The organism is Vibrio tetraodonis, assembly GCF_003350295.1.
In the GTDB taxonomy this organism is placed as follows: Bacteria; Pseudomonadota; Gammaproteobacteria; order Enterobacterales; family Vibrionaceae; genus Vibrio; species Vibrio tetraodonis.
The window spans coordinates 71350-91431 of sequence record NZ_QLYY01000010.1 but is presented as its reverse complement, the minus strand read 5'-3'; the positions used below and the strand labels follow the sequence as shown (position 1 = coordinate 91431).

The window sequence follows — 20082 nt, the reverse complement described above, 5'->3', positions numbered from 1 at the left end:
TATACAGGTATAATCTTTGATTGATTTCCATTTATCTAAGAACACTATGCATCAATATCTTGCGGTTACGTCCAATGGGCTAGAAAATCTGTTAGTTGAAGAGTTAAGTAGGCTAGGGATAGACAACGCCAAGCCAGTTCAAGCTGGAGTTAAGTTTAAAGCTTCTAACGAACAAATTTATCGCTGTTGCTTATGGAGCCGTTTAGCTTCTCGGTTTGTTCGCGTACTCTCAGAGTTTACTTGTAATGACGATATGGATTTATATCTCGCAAGTTCAGCGGTCAATTGGGTTAAACACTTTAACAGTTCCAACAAGTTTATCGTTGATTTTAAAGGAACTAACCAAGAGATTCGTAATAGCCAATATGGTGCGATGAAAATTAAAGATGCTATAGTTGATACGTTTAGCAAAAAAGACTTACCAAGACCGTCGATCAGTAAAGATCGGCCAGATCTAAGGGTTCATCTACGCCTCCATAAAGATAAAGCATTACTTGGAATAGATATGGTTGGTGGGGGATTACACCAACGAGGTTACCGAACAGAATCAGGAAAGGCACCATTAAGAGAAACGCTTGCAGCAGCGATTCTTTCGCGTTCTGGTTGGGATATGAAAACACCACTCTTGGACCCTATGTGTGGCTCAGGCACAATTGTTATTGAAGCAGCGATGATGGCAGCCAATATCGCACCGGGAATAAAACGTGAGAAGTTCAGCTTTGAAGTGTTAGAAGATTTTGAGTCAGACGTATGGCTACAAGTAAAAGCAGAAGCCTCTGTTCAAGCGAGAAAAGGTGTCAATAAAATTGACGCTAAAATTTATGGTTATGATAATGACCCGCGTGTAATTCAAACTGCTAAAGATAATGCGCGCAGGGCGGGCGTTGAGTCTCTTATTTGTTTCGAAGTGGGAGATGCAGCTGAGCTGAAGCGACCAATGGATTTCAGTTCTGGTACGATTGTGTCTAACCCTCCTTACGGTGAAAGACTCGGTACTCATCCTGGTTTGATTGCGCTTTATACCGCCTTTGGGAATCAACTGAAATCAGAATTTAAAGGCTGCAGCGCTTCAATTTTTTCTAGTTCTGACGAGTTGCTCAGCTGCTTGCGTATGAGGGCAGACAAACAATACAAACTTAATAATGGTTCATTACCTTGTCAGCAAAAGAATTACCATATTTCTGACAAAGAGCGCTCAATCGATGGTGACGCTGTAACTGATATGGTTGTTGCTCCTGATTTTGCCAATCGTTTGAAGAAAAATATCGGTAAGATTGCAAAGTGGGCCAAAAAAGAGCAACTCGATTGCTACCGAATTTATGATGCAGATCTTCCTGAATACAACGTAGCGATTGATGTATACCTAGACCATCTAGTGATACAGGAGTACGCTGCACCAAAAAATGTTCCCGAGGAAAAAGCGAAGCGTCGATTGACCGATATTATACGTGCTTCAATTCAAGTAACTGGGACTCAGGCTAATAAAGTCATTTTAAAAGTGAGAGAAAAGCAGAAAGGGCGCTCCCAGTACCAAAAGCTATCTCAACAATCACGGACCATGAACGTTTTTGAATTCGGAGTTAATTTGATTGTCAATTTGCACGACTATCTTGATACTGGTCTGTTCCTTGATCACAAGTTAACTCGCAGAAAAATTGGCCAATGGGCGGCGGGCAAAGATTTTCTAAATTTGTTTGCGTATACCGGTTCTGCCACTGTTCATGCAGCTTGCGGTGGCGCTAAGTCGACAACAACGGTAGACATGTCGAATACTTACTTAGAATGGGCTCAAGAAAATATGCGATTGAATGGTCAAATAGGTCGCCAGCACAAATATGAGCAAGCAGATTGCCTACAGTGGCTTGAAAATGCAAACTCTCAGTTCGACTTGATTTTTATTGATCCGCCTACATTTTCAAACTCCAAACGAATGCAGCAAACGTTTGATGTTCAGCGTGATCATATTCAGCTAATGACAAATCTCAAACGACTCTTGCGTCCAGAAGGAATGATTGTTTTTTCTAACAACAAGCGACAATTTAAAATGGATATCGATGGAATAAGAGAGCTAAAGCTTGAGGCAAAGAATATTTCTTCACAAACTTTGCCTCTCGACTTTGCTCGTAATAAGCATATACACAACTGCTGGGTAATTTCGCACAGTGGCTAACAGGACTTCAATGATTTCCTTATATAGCACAGAAGGTTGCCACCTTTGTGAAATGGCATTTACGCTCTGCCAACAACTAGGAGTAGATCATTTGATTCGTATCATCGATATTGCGAACAACGATGAACTATTTTTACGTTACGGCGTCACAATACCAGTGCTAAGTATTGATGATAGAGAGCTTGAATGGCCATTCGACGTACAACAACTACAACTATGGTTAGAGAATAATGGCATTACTTACCATAAATAATGGGCTATTAGCTTACGGCGATCACCCCCTGCTTGATAAGGCTGACTTTTCACTTCAAGAAAATGAACGCGTATGTTTAGTGGGCAGAAACGGGGCAGGTAAGTCGACGTTAATGAAGGTTTTGGCGGGAGAAGTTACTCTTGACGATGGTAAACTGACGATTACACAAGATGTCACTGTTTCACGCTTAGAACAAGATCCACCACGTAATCAAGAAAGTACGGTTTTTGACTATGTAGCCGGTGGGTTATCAGAAGCTGGAGAACAACTTAAGATCTATCAAGATCTCCTCGATCTAGTGGCCAACGAGCCTACAGATCAAAACATTAATAAACTTTCTCGGGTACAAGAGCAATTGGAGCACTCGGGAGCTTGGCGTTTTGAAGACCGGATTAAAAATGTATTAGGCGCTCTTCAGCTAGACGGTCATATTAACCTGACAGATTTATCAGGTGGTTGGCAACGTAAAGCCGCACTAGCAAGAGCTTTGGTCTGTGATCCAGATGTGTTACTTCTAGATGAGCCGACTAACCACCTTGATGTAACGACAATTGAGTGGCTTGAAACATTTCTTAAAGATTTTCGTGGTTCTATTGTTTTTATTTCACACGATCGAGCTTTTATTAAGTCTATGGCAACACGAATCGTCGATCTGGACCGTGGGCAACTTGCGTCATTTCTTGGTGATTATGACAATTATCTTGTTGAAAAAGAAGAAATGCTACGTGTAGAAGAGATGCAAAATGCTGAATTCGATAAAAAACTAGCACAAGAAGAAGTTTGGATTCGACAAGGTATCAAAGCACGTAGGACCCGAAATGAAGGTAGGGTGAGGGCGCTCAAAAAGCTTCGCGAAGAGCGTAAAGATCGTCGAGATGTTCAGGGTAAAGCGCAAATCCAAATAGATGATGCCTCTCGTTCCGGCAAGATTGTTTTCGAGGCCGAAAACCTTTGCTTTGGTATTGATGGGAAATCTATTGTTAACAATTTTTCCTTCAATATCATGCGTGGTGATCGTATTGCACTTATTGGTCCAAACGGTTGCGGTAAAAGTACCTTGCTCAAACTTTTGTTAGGGAATTTAAAACCTGACTCAGGTCGGTTGCATTGTGGTACAAAATTAGAAGCGGCCTACTTTGATCAATATAGAGAAGTTTTAGATCCTGAAAAATCTGTCATCGACAACTTGGCCGACGGTAAGCAAGAAGTCATGGTTGGTGGACGTCAGCGACATGCATTAAGTTATCTTCAAGATTTTCTTTTTGCACCTAAGAGAGCCAGAACACCCGTTAAAGCTTTGTCAGGGGGGGAAAAAAATCGCCTACTGCTTGCTCGTATCTTATTGAAATCCAATAATTTACTAATATTGGATGAGCCGACCAACGATCTCGATATTGAAACATTGGAACTTTTAGAGGATTTACTTGCCAATTATCAGGGTACATTGCTTTTGGTTAGCCATGATCGTCAATTTGTGGATAACACGGTAATGACCAGCTGGATTTTTGAAGGTGAGGGAAAGATAGAAGAATTTGTAGGTGGTTACCACGACGCGCAGCAGCAAAGAGAGCAGAGCCGTAAAGTGCGTAGCAGTGCGCAAATATCGGTTCCTACCAAAACAGACCGAGATCCATCTGCTAAAACAAAACCAGTATCAAGTAAGCCTAAGAAGTTATCTTATAAACTTCAGCGCGAGCTTGAAGAACTACCAGCAAAATTGGAACAGCTAGAAGCTGACATAGAGTTAACCCAAGAGAAGGTCAATTCTCCAGAGTTTTTCTCAAAGCCAATTGATGAAACACAACCTATTTTAGATTCGCTTGCTGCTTTAGAGCAGGAGCTTGAAATTGCTTTTGAACGTTGGGAAGCGTTAGAAGCAATGCAACAGGAAAGTTAATACCAATGAGCAAGACTATTTTTAAGCTGTCATCTGTTACTCTGGCCCTAGTAGGCTCTTTTTCCGTCAATGCCGCCATTTATAACATATACGGCTATCAGCCAGTGATAAATGGTAATGCAAAAACATATGGCGTAGCTATTGAGCCAGGTGCAGCAAATTGTTGGAGTGGCACAACCTGTTCTCAGACTAATTATAAGATTTCGTTTGAAGAAAAGTTGTACAATGAAGGCTTTGCCTACCGAGATGAGGTGCCATTTCGTTATAACCTAGGATACGACCTGATAGATAATGATGGTTCGTCTATTTATGATGGTTTTAAAAGCTATTGTAATAGTTTTCTAGGTTACAATGACGCAGGGTGTTCGAGATGGGCAGATGAACAGTACAATCAGGGATATGCTCAAGAGCTCAATGGTAATGTTGATGACTCATCCACTTATATAGAAAACTCTTCAGATCAAGTAGAATCAGGACAAAACAATGTTATCGTAAATAATTTTACTAGTGCTGCTGCTGACGCAATTGGTACTTACTATGGTGGTAGTTTGTTACAAAGGACCATTGCTTTTTCAGGTGGAACTGCGCTAGACCGTGACACTTATAATCAGAGTAAAGCTTGGGCAAAAACGTCAAACGGTACAAACGATATCATCGTTGGTAGTGTAAGCAAACAATCAACTCAAAATACAAATGATTATATATCTTCTGCTGCTATCTGGAGTACTGGCGGCGGTGCACCTGTTGTTATTCCTTGGGAAGGTGCTGCGGAAGAAAGTCGAAGAACGCCTCAAGGTAGCGCTAGAGACGTAGCAATTGTAAACTCACAAACATATGCAGTAGGTTATAACTCAGACGCCGATGAGAGGCCTGTTGCAAGTGTATTTACTGTCGACCGATCAGGCCCTAGCGTATCAAGTAGGCAGGTTGTTAGTCGGTTTTCATCAAACAGCTACTTAAACTCGCTATTTACTGCTATCAACGAGAATGGTTATGCTATTGGCGAAGCTAAATATGCAACACCTATTAATAGTGCTTACGCTAATAGCTTGTTCTATATCACTGATCCGGCAAACCCTAACGGTAGTTTTAATGAATTTTCAGGCCCAATATTTTTCTCCGGTGCTAATGGAAAGGCAGGAGCGATCAATAACAATGATGAAGCCGTTGGTGCAATTGACTATCAAACACATGCCGAAGTAAATGGGGATCAGGGTAAGCAGAGAGGCCAGAGAGCCTTTATTGCTCCTTTAAATTCCTCAAATACGAAAGCACCTTTGAATGGGAGAGCTTGGTATCTGGATGACCTAGTTAACGATGGAAACCCTAATTCCACTAACAACCAGTTTAGAGTCATTGACGCGACTGACATTAATGATGCCGGTGTAATTTCTGGTACAGCATACTATTGTGAGGGTGGCTACGACACGCTTTACTTAGATTCTAAGTGTAATGATGGTTCTACACAAGGAGCTGAGAAAATTGTTGCAGTTAAGTTAGTTCCGATTGAAAACTCAACGGCTTCAAATATTCAACAGAGAGGTTTAGAGCCTGTCTCAATAGACCGTCAAGGTGGTTCATTAGGTTGGTTTGCTTTAGTAGTCATTGGGTTACTCGGGTTCCGTAGAAAGTAAACAAAATTTCCTTCTTAGGCACAGGTCCAAGTTTTTGGATCTGTGCTTTTTTACACCTTGAGAAAGGCGGAAATTTGAGCGATCCTTAGCTGTGGGGTAATAAAAACTCCACAAAAAGTTAATAGTAGTACGTTAGAAAAACGATATGTATGAGGACGACACTATGAAGAGACAAAAGCGTGACCGCATGGAGAGGGCTCAATCACAAGGGTATAAAGCAGGTCTAAATGGCCGCTCTACGGACTCATGTCCATACCAACAGATGGATGCTCGCTCTCATTGGCTTGGTGGTTGGCGCGATGCCAGGGAAGATAGACACTCTGGTCTCTACAAATAAAATTACACAATCCACATACGAAATAAAGCCCCAATTATTGGGGCTTTTATTGTTCTCAACTTAAACGATCTTTTAAAAAGAAGAGGTGTCTTGGAAGAGCCCAACTTTTAGGTCTTTAGCAACATATATCTCTTTACCGTCAACCAGAACACGCCCATCAGCAAGGCCCATAACTAATTTACGATTGACGACTCTTTTCATATGGATTTCGTAGGTGACTTTCTTTGCTGTTGGCAGAATCTGCCCAGTAAATTTAACTTCGCCGACACCTAAAGCTCTACCTTTGCCTTTACCACCAACCCATCCAAGGAAAAAGCCAACCAATTGCCACATTGCATCTAAACCCAAACAGCCAGGCATTACAGGGTCACCTGGAAAGTGGCAATCAAAAAACCAAAGGTCTGGAGTAATATCAAGCTCTGCCAGAATTAAGCCTTTACCGAAGTCACCTTCAGTTTCAGACATTTTAGTTACGCGGTCCATCATCAGCATATTAGGTGCTGGTAACTGTGGGTAGCCTGGGCCAAAAAGTTCACCTTGGCTAGAGGCTAGTAGATCATCACGGTTATAAGAATCACGTTTGTTTTGCATCATCAATCACTCCAAATTTTGATAGCTGCATCTTAGTGAACAGGTGTACGCTAAACAACTCCGATCAGTATGAATACGAACAATGTTTGCTCTAAACGAACCAGTTTTTGATGCGTTCCACAATTCCTAGTGGATGTTCATGTTTTTCATAGGTTTCTATTCGTTGGGCTATATTATGAATGACGCTCGATTCATCATCACCACGAAAAGGTTTGCCCATAATAATTGGTATCGTCTCATCTACAGTCTCAACTGACCAGATATGAAACTCATTACTTTTAATGCTAGCAACAACTTCTTTATTTAATGCGAGGTGTTTCAAGTTAGTTTTGGGAATAATAACACCTTGTTTACCCGTAAAGCCTTGGTGCTTACAAACTCGATAAAAGCCTTCAATTTTTTCATTGAGACCACCTACCGCTTGAACTCGCCCAAACTGATCAACAGCACCGGTCACCGCAATCTGCTGATTAATGGGGTACTCAGATAGAGCACTAACAAAGGAACATAACTCTGCCAATGTTGCACTATCACCATCCACTTCACAGTATGATTGCTCAAAGACGACAGAAGCAGAATAGGGAAGTGGCTCTTCGAGCTTTAAAGCACTTGATACAAAAGCCTGCATTATCATCATGCCTTTAGCATGAAGGTTTCCTCCAAGTTCCGCTTTACGCTCAACGTCAGAGATGTCTCCATCCCCAAAATGTATTACACAGGATATTCGAGCGGGTTCTCCATATGATAAAGGGTGGCCTGACACATCAATTACCGTAAGTCCATTAACCTGACCAATGCATTCTCCCTGTGTTTCAATGATCACTTGCCCATCTAAAATATCAGAGAGTGCTCTCTCTGGTAGATATGACTCTCTTTGATACTTAGCTTCAAGGGCTTTATCGATCGCCATCTCATCGAGAATGTCACCATTTGTATTTAAACGTGCTTCTTGAAAAATAGATAAGTACCACAATGGTTCTATCGGCATATAACGTTGATCTTCGCTATATCGTGCTCCTGCAACCATTAACCTATGTATTGCTTCAAAAGACAGCGAGGGTAGATCAAACTCTTGAACCAAGGATGATAAATAGCCCAAGTATTGCTGTATGGATTTCTCGGTCACTGCTATATCGTGTTCTATTTCTGTATAATTAGCGATGCCACGATAAAGATCTTCATCTAAGAAATCCAAATCAGCAATTTGGTCGCGATTGCCGACGACGATGAGTTTTAGTGACCAAGAATGTACAGGGATTTGGCTAGCGATATGTTTAGGGGTGACAGAAACAGGGCTGAATGTCTGACTCAAGAAAATAGATTTAAAAATCGGCCAACTACTTGGATTCGCTAGCAAGGTATTTGCAGATATTATGAGAAAACCATCATTCGCTTTTTCAATCAACCCTTGAGTTTTACCTGTAATTTCACCAGCTTCGTTGCAGGAATACGTACCTAGTAGATCCCCCATATTGATACTTTCTGTGCTAAGGACAGGTTTATCAACCAATCTTGATAAACACCTTTGAATGCTGGTGCGATAAAAAGCATTGTCGGGAGAATTAACAATCAGAATTCGGTTAAAACCTTGTGTAACCGCAACTGTCGAAAGGGCTTGTTTAAGACGTGGCTGTATATCTAAGAAATTGACTTCGGGTAAACTTTCAAAATTGGAAATTACGTCATCAAACTCTGTATATTGCGGTGTAACTGCTTTCCAGCTTTCTTGATTCATCTGCGCTATTCATCTTCATGGTAAGGCTCCGAATTATATAAAAAACCACTCGGGATTACACTGCAAATTTATCTAATGATCTAAGTCGATTAATTCTATAATTGATATTGTAACTCACAAAGAGCTGGGTTACGCTGTAACTATAGTTGAAGTGGAACTAATCTAACCATGAAATACCAACAACTTGAAAATTTAGAATGTGGCTGGAAGTGGAACTATCTGATCAGCAAATGGAAAAATGGAGAGTCCATTACCCGCCATATCGATTCTAGCCAAGCTATTGCGGCTGTAAACGACCTACAAAAGATCGAGTCAGACCCAACAAAAGTACTTCAATGGATTGAACAACACTTATCCGAAGAATTGGATAACAAGCTCAAGCAAGCGATACGCGCGAAACGCAAGCGTCACTTTAACGCTGAGCAAGTGCATACTAAGAAAAAGTCGATAGATCTTGATTATCGTGTGTGGGAAAAATTATCTAACCGCGCCAACGAGCTTGGTTGTACCTTGTCTGATGCCATTGAATACTTATTGTCTGAAGCATCAAGAAGTGAGAAGGCAAGTAAAGCGGTAAATAGTTTAAAAGAGGATTTGAGCAAACTGTTAGACTAAGGGAGACGACATGTTATATGTGATTTTGGCTGCTGCGATACTGATTTTTTGGCTCGTCGCAGTGGACAGGCCTGTATTACTTATTCACTTTAAATCGGGACAGATATCTAAACAGAAAGGGCATTTCCCCGCAACGTTCAGACATAATGTCATGGATATCGCCAAACGTACCCCATTTGATGGTGAATTAAAGGTTTATCAACAAAGAAGCGGGACAAAACTTGTGTTTTCAAAACATATACCGAAAGCCACACAGCAAAGAATTAGAAACGTATTTCCACATCAAAGCTTTCTCTCGAAAGGAAAGCGGCACTCACGCTGATTTATCTATCTCTATTGACCACAGCCAAATCTTATGAGAACAAAAATAATAGTGGTCTGTTAGCGGCCATTTATTTAGCGGTCGCTAACGGCTTGGTCATTTAATGCTATGACTCAATAACGATGTCTGAATCCTCAGTTGTAAATAAATGGGCTTTGTTTTGTTTGATTAGCTGAGCAGCATACGAAGGTGTTACTGCATGTAAGTCGCCTTTAGCTCTCAAAGTGTATGCTTCCCATGCTTGATCTCGATATTTTCCAGTCTGAGTATATTGAATAAGTACTTTCATCTCGACCTCTCTTGTCAACCAGTAGTGAACCTATTGTTAACAATACTGCTATAAGTCTTTCGATACACCTGCTAAAACTGCAACCTAAGATTAACTATCGTTACAGACTTAGTGGCACGAGAATCGCACCCACATTACACATTTTGAGGTTTTGACAAGTTTATCTCTGTCGACATACAGAGTTGTATTTTTTCACAGTTACAATTTTTAAATGACTGATTTTAAGGGCTAACCGACACTCTAAAACACCATGAAAATAAACACTAAGGTAAAAAAAGCACAACAAAACATACAAATAGAAAACACTTAAATACTCAATTATCCATAACTAGCACTAATAACTGGCAAATCATCACATACATGGTAAATCTATGTTTCATAATATGAAAATTTTGTTAGCTTGTTCACGCTTTGGGTGTTGTCCCAAGCCTTACGTTTGCTGTTTCGGGTAACAGGCCGGCTCTTCTTGAGCCGGTTCTTTTTGTTTTACCTTTATAAAAAAGTGGTATGTTGCAATAGGGATAATAGAAATTCACCGAATGGTACTAACAGGTATGGCTAAACTTTTCTATGCTTTGGTAGGGTATTATACAAACGAAAATAGTGAGTATGACGCGTTTAACTTCGAACCTATGTATGTTTGTGTTTCTGATCCTTCCTGCCGAGGTATGGTCTGTATCTCTGAAATTGGCCTATTCCGATATTGAATCTTACCCATTCCAATTGGGTAATGGGACAGATATAGCCAAACCTCCTGGACTTGCTCTTGATGTACTTAACCATGTGGGCAAAATCTTAAACCTTGATATTGAGTATGTTCGTCTACCCGGCAAGCGGGTATTAGAGGAGGTTTCTGCTGGAAACGTAGATGGTGGGTTTATCTTTTCCTATAACACTCAACGTGCTCAATACGCTCGTTACCCAATGAAAGAGGATAAGCCGGATGGCACAAAGCGTATCGCCACGATTGGATATTATTTCTATACATTGGAAGGACAAGCCGTGGATTGGGATGGAGAGCACTTTGCTCAATCTGATTATAAAATTGGTGCGCATCTTGGATATTCAATAGTGAAAGATTTGCAGAACAAACAGCTCAAAGTTCATGAAGTAAAAACAACTGAGCAGTTGTTCAGTATGCTAAAACTTGGGCGACTGCCTGTTATCGCTATACAAGATACTATGGCTCAACAATTTCTTTCAGTTCAGGGGATCACGAATATAGAGCAAGTTAATCCAGCAATAAAGACGAAAGACTATTTTCTAGTATTAAGCGAACAGTTCCTAGAAGCTAATCCTCAAACAGCGAAAGACATTTGGGATCAGATAGAAGTAGTACGAGACAGTATTACCAGGCAAGCAGGGCTAAAATATTTCAACTGACTTAAAAGTTTCGTAATTATTGTGACTATTATGTTTACGCAGTAATATTCATTACCTGTGAAGTGGAAATGCAAGAGGAAAATAAATGAAGGTCAACGTCATTGCAAGTACAGCTCTGTCGCTTATCGCCGCTTCGGCTTTAGCCGCAAACAATCCAAATATAGAATTTATCAGTAAAATATCCTGTAAAATGGGAGGTTGTACTTTGGTTTGTGTGACTTCCGATGGAAAAAAAGATGTGAAAGCACGAGAAATAAACAATGCGGAAATCATTACTTATAAAAGCGGTACAGTCCAGCACAACTTGGTAATTGGCTTTCAAAAAATGATCGTCACTTCTCCATCTGGCACAGAGTCTTGCTCACTAAACAATATCGACAAGATAACAACGCAATAAAGAAGCTGTTGGTTATATATGAGTCTTGAGCATAGATGATCCCGATTGAGTATCAATCATCCCTTGTATTTCTTCGACAAAATATTTGTGCTCTTGATAAAAAACCTCCCCACTGGTCACTGTTTGATTGACCGCGTCACAAACAAGATCTGGGTTAGAACTAGGTAACAAAAAGCCTGCATTTTCTTGTCTAACTTCAACGAGCAAATCACCCAGTGCCATCAGGTTATTCAAGATTGTATCTTCATCTAGCCCATGATTACGCATGAAGTTTTCCCAAATCCAAATAATTAAGTGGTCTTCGCAAGCGATTGTCTTACGACTTGGAGGTGTTTTTAAGTTCATTCACATTTACCTTAAGCAGGTGCTAGTCATTAGCACATCAGCCATGTAGCGCTGAGAGTTGATAGGTACTAGGACTTTATCAAAATAATTGAATATCAAAAAGAGATCATTACCCATATCCACATTCATGACACTACCCTGACATGCAGATTGATCTTAATTCCAAACCTCACTGTTTTGGACTAAGGTTTATGAAGTTAATACAAACTTTATCTAACTAGATGACAAGGTTTAACACCATGCTTGGGATGAAATTTGCTGCAGTTTTATGTCTATCGTTGTTTATGGTCAAAACGGTAGGAGCCAAACAGTACAAGTTTGCTGTTGTACCCAAAGAAGAAAATAACCCATTTTTTCAAGCTAGTAGAGAAGGGTGTGAAGCAGCAGCGAAAGAGTTGGGGAATGTAGAGTGCATTTTCCGCGGCCCCAAAGGTGTTGATGTTCGAAAACAAGACAAGATCATTGCCGAACTTATTGCAGAAGGAGTAGATGGTATTGCGATTGCTGTTGCTCAGTCAGCATTCATTCTAGATAACAGTATGAAAAAGGCACTCTCTGCTGGCATTCCAATCGTAACATATGACTCAGATTTTGAAACAGAGGCCGTTACCCGAAATCCAAACCTAAGAGCTGCTTACATTGGTACTCGCCTTATCTGGTAAAGAGTACGAAACTTCACCGGGTAAGCGTTTGATGGGAGACAAAGGTTGGACGGAGCCAACTACACCACTTTACAATTTTGGTTCTTTTGAGCAGGCGCTAGAGGATCTAAAAAATATACTCAACTCATACAAACGACGAGATATTAATGCCATTGTTGCTGTTGGTGGATGGAGTCAATTTTTGCCTGACTATAAAGAGGTTGTAGAGCCATACAAGCAAGCTATAAGCGACAAAGAGATTATTATCATCACTGCAGATACAGCCGACGAGCAATTAGTGTATTTAAAAGATGGACTTGCTCACGCAAACGTTGGTCAAAACCCTTTTGAGATGGGTAGACAAGCGATACTCACTCTTTATAAGCTTGCCACTAAAAAATCAGTGGAAGCAATACAATATATTCCAATGACCTACTGTACTCAAGAAAACTACCAGACCTGTACTAAAAATTAACGAATCATTACTTTTAGCGCGTCGCATATATCTTGTTAAGTATTGTGTGTTCTCCATAGAGTACTTTCTCTATTTCATCATAATCATATGATTTTTCGATACAGAAACGCTTTGTTGTTAAACCAGCAGTCTTTGCCGCTTTTTCGACATAGTTTTTTGTTTCATTCCCCGTTTTTTTCTTATCATTGTCTAACTGTATGAGGGTCCGTATCTCTAATGTAATAGGATCACAAAGCACGAAGTCAACGTGTTTTCGATATAATTTATTATAAGCTCTCTGCCTATCACCACCGCTATATAGGCCTTTTCTTGGTAACATTAAATCGGCAGCGCTGACTTTAGTAAAAATCACATCTCTACCTTTTACAACTACGGATAACGCGCGGTAAAACTCGAGCTCCTCCGGGCTTGCAATTGATATACGCGGGTCATATTGGTAGGTCATAGGCATACTTGATTGAGAATCACCTAGTGGGGTTTGTTTAGTTCGGGTAAACAACGAAATGACAAGAATCACAGCAGCAACAAAGACAATAAGAATAAGTAAAAGCACGACTTCTATTCCCTAACTTAGTTTAAAATCTAATAAATGCAGTCATTTAAGCACCTTTAGTTATGGTCACCAATGCATTTATAACCTAAGTTGCGGTTATTAAATATCGCTCAAAATAAGTCGTACTTTTAATAAGGTTTTTATAGCTAATTCTGGAGCAGTTTAACGAAATAAGAGTCTTTTTTATCTGCAGTGAAATTATTGATACGAACATCAGGTCACTAACGTGTCGATGTAATAAGTTGAGGAAAACTCGAATGAAAAACACTTTGGCTATAACTATTTTTAGTACATTTTCTTTTTTCAGTCTCGCTCACACGATCTCTAATCAAGATGAATATGCAAGCAGCCCTAAAACCATTCCGGTAGAAAGTTATGCGAATGAAACTAAATCAAACTATATCGAGGGCACGACAAGGCACATAGTGCTTTTTGATCTAAAAGATGATGTGACATCAGAGCGAAAACAGGAAATTATCAAGCGCTTTTTAGCTTTGAAGGCTTCAAAGCGTGATGGCAAACCCTACATAAAAGACATTGAGGTAGGTTCAGGGAACATAAGTAAAGAAGGGCAGGGAAAGGGTTATGACTTGTCATTTACCGTCAGCTTTGCGTCAAAAGGGGATCTCAACTACTACGTAGGCACACCTGCAATCTCTGACCCAAAATATTTTGATGCTAACCACCAAAAGTTCAAGGACTTTGTCGGTCCGTTTTTAAAAATCGAAAAAAATCCCGATGGAAGTAAATATGTCGGAGTTTTGGTATTTGATTATCAACTATAGCGTTAATGAATATAACATCATCAAGCTGAGATCGCATCTTGATGATAAATTGCATTATCCCGCCCTTAAACATTCGAATAGCCGTTATCATTTGAATTCGTCGTAGTTTTTAAGAAACTCGTATAAGTCGAAGTCTTGAACCAAAGGATTGGCATCTACAAACTCAACGAGCTTTGACACCAAGTCAAAATTCGTTAGTAAAAGAAACGTTGGCAGAAATACGAATTTGCTTACATATTCCGCGTAATGGTGATTTATGTGAGGATCCATCCGAACAAGTTTAACGGGCGCGGTTTACAAGGAATATCAATGATTTGTGGAGGTCTAATTTTGTGGATTGGCAGCCCTACAGAAGCCATATCTCAGTGCGCATTATGTATATTATGTTAAATGAAGGATCCAATATTAAAGAGTGCATCTGCACTCCTCGTCTATATGCTTACAACATGTCTCTTGCATTCAACATAATCTATTTACCATAAAATAGCTAATATCTAACTTATTCATCTGTGATGCTTAAGTTAGATATTAGCCTTTAAGATATAACTTCATTATGGAATGTAGACTCTCGGGTTCGTAGCTCCCCAAACTGTATAGAGCTCAGGAAAGATCAAGTCTGCATTTTCTTCTAACTCACCAATGGTAATTTGTTCTTTTGCTTGTTTCCCAAATAGTGTTACTTCTTGGCCTGTAGAAACCCCTTTAATATCGGTTACATCTACCATGGATGTATTCATTGATGTTTTTCCAACAACAGGCGCTCGCTGACCGTTAACAATGACGTAAGCCGCATTACCCATTTTCCTTGGATATCCGTCTGAATATCCAACTGGTAAGTTGGCCAAAACACTGTCTCGTTTTGTAGTAAAGCTACTATCGTATCCCACCGTGGAATTGACTGGTACGTGGTGCAATGACGCAATACGAGTTTTAAAGCTCACGATGGATGGGTATTCTGGATTTGTTGGTAAATCACCATACAGAACGCCTCCGGGTCGAACCATATCCAACTGAGCCTCTGGCACATTAAGCGCTGTAAATGAGTTCGATACATGTAATAAGATGTTGTTTCGGTCCAACTTTGAGTTCTCGATTAGCCAAGAAGAACTTTGTTTAAATTCAGCCAGTTTGCTTCTGACTTCTTCCGCATCATAATTGGGAAAATGCGTCATGATACCAACAACTTCAACAGATTCACTGTTAGCAAGTTCCACCGCTTCTAGCTTGCCCGCTTCTGTTGTCATATCAATACCATTGCGTGACATGCCACCATCATTTAATGCCAAATGAACCTTAACTGGTTTTTCTAGGTTAAGTGCTTTAATTTGGCTTGCTTGGTGCACGCTACCTACCAGCTCTTCAACATCTAAATCTAGGACTTGCTTAATTTCATCTATGTCAGCCGATCGAACCCGCACAAGCTGGCCTCTAAATCCTCCGTCTCGAACTGCTCGAGCTTCAGCATTACTCGCAATTGCAATACACGGCACATTAAGCTCTAGGATCGTTGGCAATAGACCTCTGATTCCATTGCCATAGGCGTCTGCTTTCATCACAACACACAGCTTTGTGTTTGAGTGTAAATGAGAGCGAAACTGCGCCATATTTTGTCTAAACTGTCCGAGACTGATTTCTAACCAAGAATTAGACTGATTAACTTGAGTCATACTCGGAGGCGTTTCAGGTAATATAACTCTCGCAGCATTACCTGAAAGCGGAAAAAGCACAGAAGCTACTGCAAGTGAAACTAACGTGGCTCTAAACACCATACAAGGTTCTCCTTATATACACCTCAGTCGAGTTTGAACTTACCCATCGCCTGTTGTAACGATGAAGATAATCTACTTAGTTCTTCACACCCTTTTGCCGTACTGACGGAGCCTTCAGCCACTGATTGAGCTGACAAATGTATACTTTCTATATTTGAACTTAGTTCTTCTGCGACACTGTCTTGCTGGTTACATGCGCTCGCGATTTGGGTTCCCATGTCAGCAATACCTGATATAAATTCATTAATAGCGGTCATGAGTTCTTTTGACTGGTTACCTTGTTCAACACAAGTTTCTATCTGTTGGCGAGAGCGGTCGGTTGTTTCCTTCGCTTGACTGGCTATAGCTTGTAGCTTTTCTATAATGCTGGTAATTTCGCTTGTTGAATCTTGAGTTCTTCCTGCAAGTGTTCTGACTTCATCAGCAACTACTGCAAAACCTCGCCCAGATTCCCCTGCCCGCGCGGCTTCAATTGCTGCATTTAAAGCAAGTAGGTTTGTTTGATCGGCAATGTCTCGAATAACATCGACTATGGTATTAACTTGGTTAGATTGCTGTTCAAGCTCAGCAACATTGTCACCAGCCTCACCAATAATTTTTGCCACGTTCTCAATCGATTGAACCATTGTTTGGGTGTTACGAGCCCCTTCTTTCACTTTGCCATTGGCTTCATTTGCTTGCTCGGCTGAAACTTCAGTGGTGTGTGCAACATCTGCCACTGACGATTTCATTTGGCTCATTGCACTTGCCACATGTGTGACCTGAGACTGCTGGTCTTGCATTTTTTGAGCGGACTTGTTGGAGACTTGGGTCATTTCATCAACTGCGCGCCCCAGTTCTTGAACAACGGTGACGCTTTGATTGATCAGCTCCCTCAAGTTTTGCTGCATTCTGGAAGATGCGTCTGCAAGATCTCCTAGCTCATCACTCCCGAGCCGAGAGCGATCAAGTGTTCTGGATAGGTCACCCTCTGCAATCGCATTGGCTTGTTTAACAACAGCGGCAAGAGGGTTACATATGATTCTGGTAAGGAACATAGTGATAATAACCATGACAATCACAATCAGAGCATTGATCACCATGGCCACATTGCTCAGGCTATCTAGTGACGATAGAATATGCTCTCGATTACTATTCATCGCACCTTTTAGAATACCCACTAAGATATTGATGTCTGCTTCTACTGATTCGAAATCGCTAAGCGAGTTTGCAAGAATTGGATAGGCAGTTTCCTTGTCCATGTTCTTCATTGCCTGATCAAATGAATCCATGGTTTTCAGGTAGCCCTGCCACTTCTTTTGTAGTCGATTAAATGTTTGTTCTTCCTCACCGGGCCAAACCGTCTTTCCATAAGCGGCGAGTTCGGTGTTGATTTGCTCTTTTATTTTTTCATTTGATGCGATTGTAGTTTGGACTTTGTTTTGGTCGCTCATCGCAAATACAGCAAACTGAGCACGTCGCCATAGAGACATTTTATCTCGAACAAAATCTACCTGCTCTACCGCAGGTAATGTGTCGTCAGTGAAGTTGAGAAGCTCTGCTTTGTTGTTTCGAAGTTCGCTCAGAATCATGATGCCAAAGCCCAGATTCATTGCTGCAATAATTCCGAAAGAAAAAGCGATTTTTTTACCAATCGAAAGGTTTTTGATATACATAAGTCACTTACCTTGTTCAAGTGCTTTATCCTTCACACAAACACCTGAAGCGTACTCTTATACCCTAATGGCGAATGGGAACATTCACCCACTCATTAATTACCAAATACTCAATAAAGATAGACAAGGATAATGGGGATAGCGAATCTTATGCATATTTGCAGAGAAAAATTAGTGACAGTGTAACTAATAGTTGAAGCAAGGATACTCAAAAATATACATTTTTATTGACTTAAATCTGTGTAATTACTAAAGAAATTTCAATACTTATCCATCACAATTCATAGTTCGCTACTTTTTCCAATGAGAGCTGTAAATTTCTCCTAGTGTCAATTGTATTCCTAGAAAATATAGAAGCGATAACATGCAAAGACGCACATTTCTAAAAGGGTTAGCTGGAGCAGCCTGTATGCCTAGCCAATTGTTTGCTTCCACAGGTTCGGACAGCTCATTATTTCCTGAATCCATCATGCGCGCCAACTTCACGCCTTCTAGTGGTGAACTACAGTTACTTTACGGTCAGATGCCAATTGATATTACTGGCCATGTTTTTTTTGCTGAAGGTATTCCCCTCGAGAATGATCATCTAAGTCCTAGCGGTCGCGGTGCCTTGAGTAGAATCGATTTTTCTTCAGACAAGTCGACATTTACCCGTAAAATGATCGACACCCCCTCAGCTATTATGCAGCAACATATTGATTATTGGCCTGATAAGTTTAACTTACTCGGAGGCATGGCATATCATAGCCCTACAATGGGGTTCGTAAATTATTGTAATACTGCTCCAAATTACCTTGGTGATAATCGATTTGCTTTGAGTTACGAAGGTGGTGTGCCGTACGAATTTGATGCAGTGACATTAGATTTGGTGACTCCCATTGGGCACTATGACGAATGGCAAAGCAGCCTTCCTCCATGGATGGATGCTTTCACCCCAGACAAATGGTTATTCCCCCAAGTGCGGACCACGGGACATCCCTACTTTGATCTTGATTCAGATGAATGCTTTACCATTAACTACGGCGGTAATATATCAAATACTGGAACAAAAAATGGTTTCATCCGTCTTCTTAAGTGGGATAAGCAAAGTGAACTTAAAGGATGGAATATACTAGGTCGAGATGGACGACCAGCATATATTGCCGCAACAGCCCACTCTCTGGGTGTAACTCGGAACCATATACTTATCTTCGAGACAGCGGCTCAAGTAGAACCTCTCAGAATGATAGGTATTCGGTCTGTCTATGCCCAACAGCATCGAACACCTGTCTGGGTGATTCGTAAAAAAGATCTCTTGGAAGAGCGTGACATTGTCACTGCTGACTATATTGAGCTGAATTTCGATACCTCAGATGTCATGTGTAACTACGATGACCATGATGATGAAATTACGATTTATGGACAATACTTAGGTGCCATGGACAAGTCTGAGCCTCAGTACAATAGAGATAAACTTGTCTTTGGTGGAAGAGTAAGTAGCAGTCTATCTGGTTACCCTGCTGCTCCAGTCGATGTTGGTGGCCTTGTGCGTGCTCGTCTACAAGTCAAAAGTAACTCGGTCAATGAGATTAGCGGTGATTTTAGGTTGATTAGAGATGATCAGCTATTCTGGGATATGAATGATCCTGCTTATCGCGGCCACTTCCAATTCCCCGAACAATTTGAGCATATATATTGGGCCGCTGTAGGATATCGGAAAGGACATGTCATCGAGAGGGTTGCGGATGCTTACAAGGACTACCCTAACCGACTATTTAGCAACGATTCCTTACCTCAACATGACCAACCTTCTGCATTGATACACATGGATTGCCGCCAAATGTCAGTGACAGATGCTTATCAGTTTCCTGCGGACTGTGTCATGAGAACACCACAGTTTATGAGTAAACCAAACAGCTATGGACAAGATGAAGGCTATGTATTTACGGCAGTTGTCCGTAAACATCCAACCAATCCTTCTGGTATCGGTAAAGAGATATGGTTATTTGATGCTCAAAATCTGGCCCAAGGTCCATTAGCTATATTAGGACATCCAGAGTTGAACTTTGCCACCACAAACCATGCACTTTGGGTACCGAGTATAGGTCCTAGACCCATGAATGCTTATAAAGCGCAAGTGGCAGAATTTTTTACACATCGAGCTCCCAAGCATCGTCGTGCTGTTCGTCAAGTGATTGAGCAGCAGATCCTCCCCAGATTTGGCTGATGTTTTCATAACGTTAAGTTTGAAGTTGAA

21 protein-coding genes are annotated in these 20082 nt (G+C 40.7%); 14 read left to right on the top strand and 7 right to left on the bottom strand.

The window, feature by feature from the left end:
* Positions 1 to 46: 46 nt before the first annotated feature.
* The 5 genes from rlmKL to rmf all read left to right on the top strand — a co-directional run bounded on the left by rlmKL (position 47) and on the right by rmf (position 6291).
* The gene (gene rlmKL / locus DPF90_RS07605) at positions 47 to 2170 is read left to right on the top strand and encodes a bifunctional 23S rRNA (guanine(2069)-N(7))-methyltransferase RlmK/23S rRNA (guanine(2445)-N(2))-methyltransferase RlmL (RefSeq protein ID WP_114785735.1); all 2124 of its coding nucleotides are present in this window, start codon (positions 47 to 49) and stop codon (positions 2168 to 2170) included.
* A gap of 10 nt (positions 2171 to 2180) precedes the next feature.
* Positions 2181 to 2423, top strand: a complete 243-nt coding sequence (locus DPF90_RS07600; RefSeq protein WP_114785734.1) for a glutaredoxin family protein — start codon at positions 2181 to 2183, stop codon at positions 2421 to 2423.
* Positions 2401 to 4320: an ABC transporter ATP-binding protein gene (locus tag DPF90_RS07595; protein ID WP_114785733.1), complete on the top strand. Its 1920-nt coding sequence runs from the start codon at positions 2401 to 2403 to the stop codon at positions 4318 to 4320. Before DPF90_RS07600 ends, DPF90_RS07595 begins: the two co-directional genes overlap by 23 nt.
* A 5-nt stretch (positions 4321 to 4325) precedes the next feature.
* Complete coding sequence (locus tag DPF90_RS07590) at positions 4326 to 5954, top strand: DUF3466 family protein (protein WP_114785732.1); 1629 nt, start codon at positions 4326 to 4328, stop codon at positions 5952 to 5954.
* A gap of 163 nt (positions 5955 to 6117) precedes the next feature.
* Positions 6118 to 6291 carry a ribosome modulation factor gene (rmf, locus tag DPF90_RS07585; RefSeq protein WP_114785731.1) on the top strand — a complete coding sequence of 58 codons (174 nt, stop codon included), beginning with the start codon at positions 6118 to 6120 and terminating at the stop codon, positions 6289 to 6291.
* Between the two features lie 72 nt (positions 6292 to 6363).
* Here rmf and fabA read toward each other — a convergent pair whose 3' ends face one another.
* Positions 6364 to 6882: a bifunctional 3-hydroxydecanoyl-ACP dehydratase/trans-2-decenoyl-ACP isomerase gene (gene fabA, locus DPF90_RS07580; protein ID WP_114785839.1), complete on the bottom strand. Its 519-nt coding sequence runs from the start codon at positions 6880 to 6882 to the stop codon at positions 6364 to 6366.
* 91 nt (positions 6883 to 6973) lie between these two features.
* The gene (locus DPF90_RS07575; RefSeq protein WP_114785730.1) at positions 6974 to 8617 is read right to left on the bottom strand and encodes a S16 family serine protease; all 1644 of its coding nucleotides are present in this window, start codon (positions 8615 to 8617) and stop codon (positions 6974 to 6976) included.
* 168 nt (positions 8618 to 8785) lie between these two features.
* Between DPF90_RS07575 and matP the strand changes: the two genes are divergently transcribed.
* Both matP and DPF90_RS07565 read left to right on the top strand, forming a co-directional pair.
* Positions 8786 to 9232, top strand: a complete 447-nt coding sequence (matP, locus tag DPF90_RS07570) for a macrodomain Ter protein MatP (RefSeq protein ID WP_114785729.1) — start codon at positions 8786 to 8788, stop codon at positions 9230 to 9232.
* Positions 9233 to 9242: 10 nt separating this feature from the next.
* The gene (locus tag DPF90_RS07565; protein ID WP_114785728.1) at positions 9243 to 9554 is read left to right on the top strand and encodes a DUF3634 family protein; all 312 of its coding nucleotides are present in this window, start codon (positions 9243 to 9245) and stop codon (positions 9552 to 9554) included.
* Between the two features lie 106 nt (positions 9555 to 9660).
* On the opposite strand, the gene DPF90_RS07560 is transcribed toward DPF90_RS07565, so the two are convergent.
* Complete coding sequence (locus DPF90_RS07560; RefSeq protein ID WP_114785727.1) at positions 9661 to 9843, bottom strand: hypothetical protein; 183 nt, start codon at positions 9841 to 9843, stop codon at positions 9661 to 9663.
* 609 nt (positions 9844 to 10452) lie between these two features.
* On the opposite strand from DPF90_RS07560, the gene DPF90_RS07555 reads away from it, so the two are divergent.
* Complete coding sequence (locus DPF90_RS07555) at positions 10453 to 11226, top strand: substrate-binding periplasmic protein (RefSeq protein WP_114785726.1); 774 nt, start codon at positions 10453 to 10455, stop codon at positions 11224 to 11226.
* 85 nt (positions 11227 to 11311) lie between these two features.
* On the top strand, positions 11312 to 11623 hold the full coding sequence (locus DPF90_RS07550; protein ID WP_114785725.1) for a hypothetical protein: 312 nt from the start codon (positions 11312 to 11314) through the stop codon (positions 11621 to 11623).
* Positions 11624 to 11635: 12 nt separating this feature from the next.
* On the opposite strand, the gene DPF90_RS07545 is transcribed toward DPF90_RS07550, so the two are convergent.
* Positions 11636 to 11968, bottom strand: a complete 333-nt coding sequence (locus DPF90_RS07545) for a hypothetical protein (RefSeq protein ID WP_114785724.1) — start codon at positions 11966 to 11968, stop codon at positions 11636 to 11638.
* A gap of 239 nt (positions 11969 to 12207) precedes the next feature.
* Between DPF90_RS07545 and DPF90_RS20450 the strand changes: the two genes are divergently transcribed.
* A complete protein-coding gene (locus DPF90_RS20450) occupies positions 12208 to 12630 on the top strand; it encodes a substrate-binding domain-containing protein (protein WP_240314487.1) in 423 nt (140 codons plus the stop codon).
* Between the two features lie 31 nt (positions 12631 to 12661).
* Positions 12662 to 13084: a substrate-binding domain-containing protein gene (locus DPF90_RS20445; RefSeq protein WP_240314486.1), complete on the top strand. Its 423-nt coding sequence runs from the start codon at positions 12662 to 12664 to the stop codon at positions 13082 to 13084.
* A gap of 13 nt (positions 13085 to 13097) precedes the next feature.
* Here DPF90_RS20445 and DPF90_RS07535 read toward each other — a convergent pair whose 3' ends face one another.
* Positions 13098 to 13637, bottom strand: a complete 540-nt coding sequence (locus DPF90_RS07535; protein ID WP_114785723.1) for a DUF2726 domain-containing protein — start codon at positions 13635 to 13637, stop codon at positions 13098 to 13100.
* A gap of 257 nt (positions 13638 to 13894) precedes the next feature.
* Here DPF90_RS07535 and DPF90_RS07530 point away from each other — a divergent pair, with 257 nt between their 5' ends.
* Both DPF90_RS07530 and DPF90_RS07525 read left to right on the top strand, forming a co-directional pair.
* On the top strand, positions 13895 to 14422 hold the full coding sequence (locus DPF90_RS07530) for a Dabb family protein (RefSeq protein ID WP_114785722.1): 528 nt from the start codon (positions 13895 to 13897) through the stop codon (positions 14420 to 14422).
* A 246-nt stretch (positions 14423 to 14668) separates the two neighbouring features.
* Entirely contained in the window at positions 14669 to 14812 is a 144-nt protein-coding gene (locus DPF90_RS07525; protein ID WP_114785721.1) for a DUF3693 domain-containing protein, read from the top strand.
* Positions 14813 to 14973: 161 nt separating this feature from the next.
* Here the strand turns inward: DPF90_RS07525 and alr are convergent, their stop codons facing one another.
* Together alr and DPF90_RS07515 are read right to left on the bottom strand one after the other, a co-directional pair.
* Positions 14974 to 16191, bottom strand: a complete 1218-nt coding sequence (gene alr / locus DPF90_RS07520) for an alanine racemase (protein ID WP_114785720.1) — start codon at positions 16189 to 16191, stop codon at positions 14974 to 14976.
* A gap of 23 nt (positions 16192 to 16214) precedes the next feature.
* Positions 16215 to 17846, bottom strand: a complete 1632-nt coding sequence (locus tag DPF90_RS07515; RefSeq protein WP_114785719.1) for a methyl-accepting chemotaxis protein — start codon at positions 17844 to 17846, stop codon at positions 16215 to 16217.
* A gap of 364 nt (positions 17847 to 18210) precedes the next feature.
* Between DPF90_RS07515 and DPF90_RS07510 the strand changes: the two genes are divergently transcribed.
* Positions 18211 to 20052 carry a carotenoid oxygenase family protein gene (locus DPF90_RS07510; RefSeq protein ID WP_114785718.1) on the top strand — a complete coding sequence of 614 codons (1842 nt, stop codon included), beginning with the start codon at positions 18211 to 18213 and terminating at the stop codon, positions 20050 to 20052.
* Positions 20053 to 20082: the final 30 nt, after the last annotated feature.

Coding starts and splice junctions, on each gene's coding strand:
- DPF90_RS20450 (WP_240314487.1), top strand. CDS start 12,208: ATGCTTGGGATGAAATTTGCTGCAGTTTTATGTCTATCGTTGTTTATG.
- matP (WP_114785729.1), top strand. CDS start 8,786: ATGAAATACCAACAACTTGAAAATTTAGAATGTGGCTGGAAGTGGAAC.
- DPF90_RS07515 (WP_114785719.1), bottom strand. CDS start 17,846: ATGTATATCAAAAACCTTTCGATTGGTAAAAAAATCGCTTTTTCTTTC.
- DPF90_RS07600 (WP_114785734.1), top strand. CDS start 2,181: ATGATTTCCTTATATAGCACAGAAGGTTGCCACCTTTGTGAAATGGCA.
- fabA (WP_114785839.1), bottom strand. CDS start 6,882: ATGCAAAACAAACGTGATTCTTATAACCGTGATGATCTACTAGCCTCT.
- DPF90_RS07565 (WP_114785728.1), top strand. CDS start 9,243: ATGTTATATGTGATTTTGGCTGCTGCGATACTGATTTTTTGGCTCGTC.
- DPF90_RS07525 (WP_114785721.1), top strand. CDS start 14,669: ATGGTGATTTATGTGAGGATCCATCCGAACAAGTTTAACGGGCGCGGT.
- DPF90_RS20445 (WP_240314486.1), top strand. CDS start 12,662: ATGGGAGACAAAGGTTGGACGGAGCCAACTACACCACTTTACAATTTT.
- DPF90_RS07550 (WP_114785725.1), top strand. CDS start 11,312: ATGAAGGTCAACGTCATTGCAAGTACAGCTCTGTCGCTTATCGCCGCT.
- alr (WP_114785720.1), bottom strand. CDS start 16,191: ATGGTGTTTAGAGCCACGTTAGTTTCACTTGCAGTAGCTTCTGTGCTT.
- rmf (WP_114785731.1), top strand. CDS start 6,118: ATGAAGAGACAAAAGCGTGACCGCATGGAGAGGGCTCAATCACAAGGG.
- DPF90_RS07530 (WP_114785722.1), top strand. CDS start 13,895: ATGAAAAACACTTTGGCTATAACTATTTTTAGTACATTTTCTTTTTTC.
- DPF90_RS07575 (WP_114785730.1), bottom strand. CDS start 8,617: ATGAATCAAGAAAGCTGGAAAGCAGTTACACCGCAATATACAGAGTTT.
- DPF90_RS07555 (WP_114785726.1), top strand. CDS start 10,453: ATGACGCGTTTAACTTCGAACCTATGTATGTTTGTGTTTCTGATCCTT.
- DPF90_RS07595 (WP_114785733.1), top strand. CDS start 2,401: ATGGCATTACTTACCATAAATAATGGGCTATTAGCTTACGGCGATCAC.
- DPF90_RS07590 (WP_114785732.1), top strand. CDS start 4,326: ATGAGCAAGACTATTTTTAAGCTGTCATCTGTTACTCTGGCCCTAGTA.
- rlmKL (WP_114785735.1), top strand. CDS start 47: ATGCATCAATATCTTGCGGTTACGTCCAATGGGCTAGAAAATCTGTTA.
- DPF90_RS07545 (WP_114785724.1), bottom strand. CDS start 11,968: ATGAACTTAAAAACACCTCCAAGTCGTAAGACAATCGCTTGCGAAGAC.
- DPF90_RS07510 (WP_114785718.1), top strand. CDS start 18,211: ATGCAAAGACGCACATTTCTAAAAGGGTTAGCTGGAGCAGCCTGTATG.
- DPF90_RS07560 (WP_114785727.1), bottom strand. CDS start 9,843: ATGAAAGTACTTATTCAATATACTCAGACTGGAAAATATCGAGATCAA.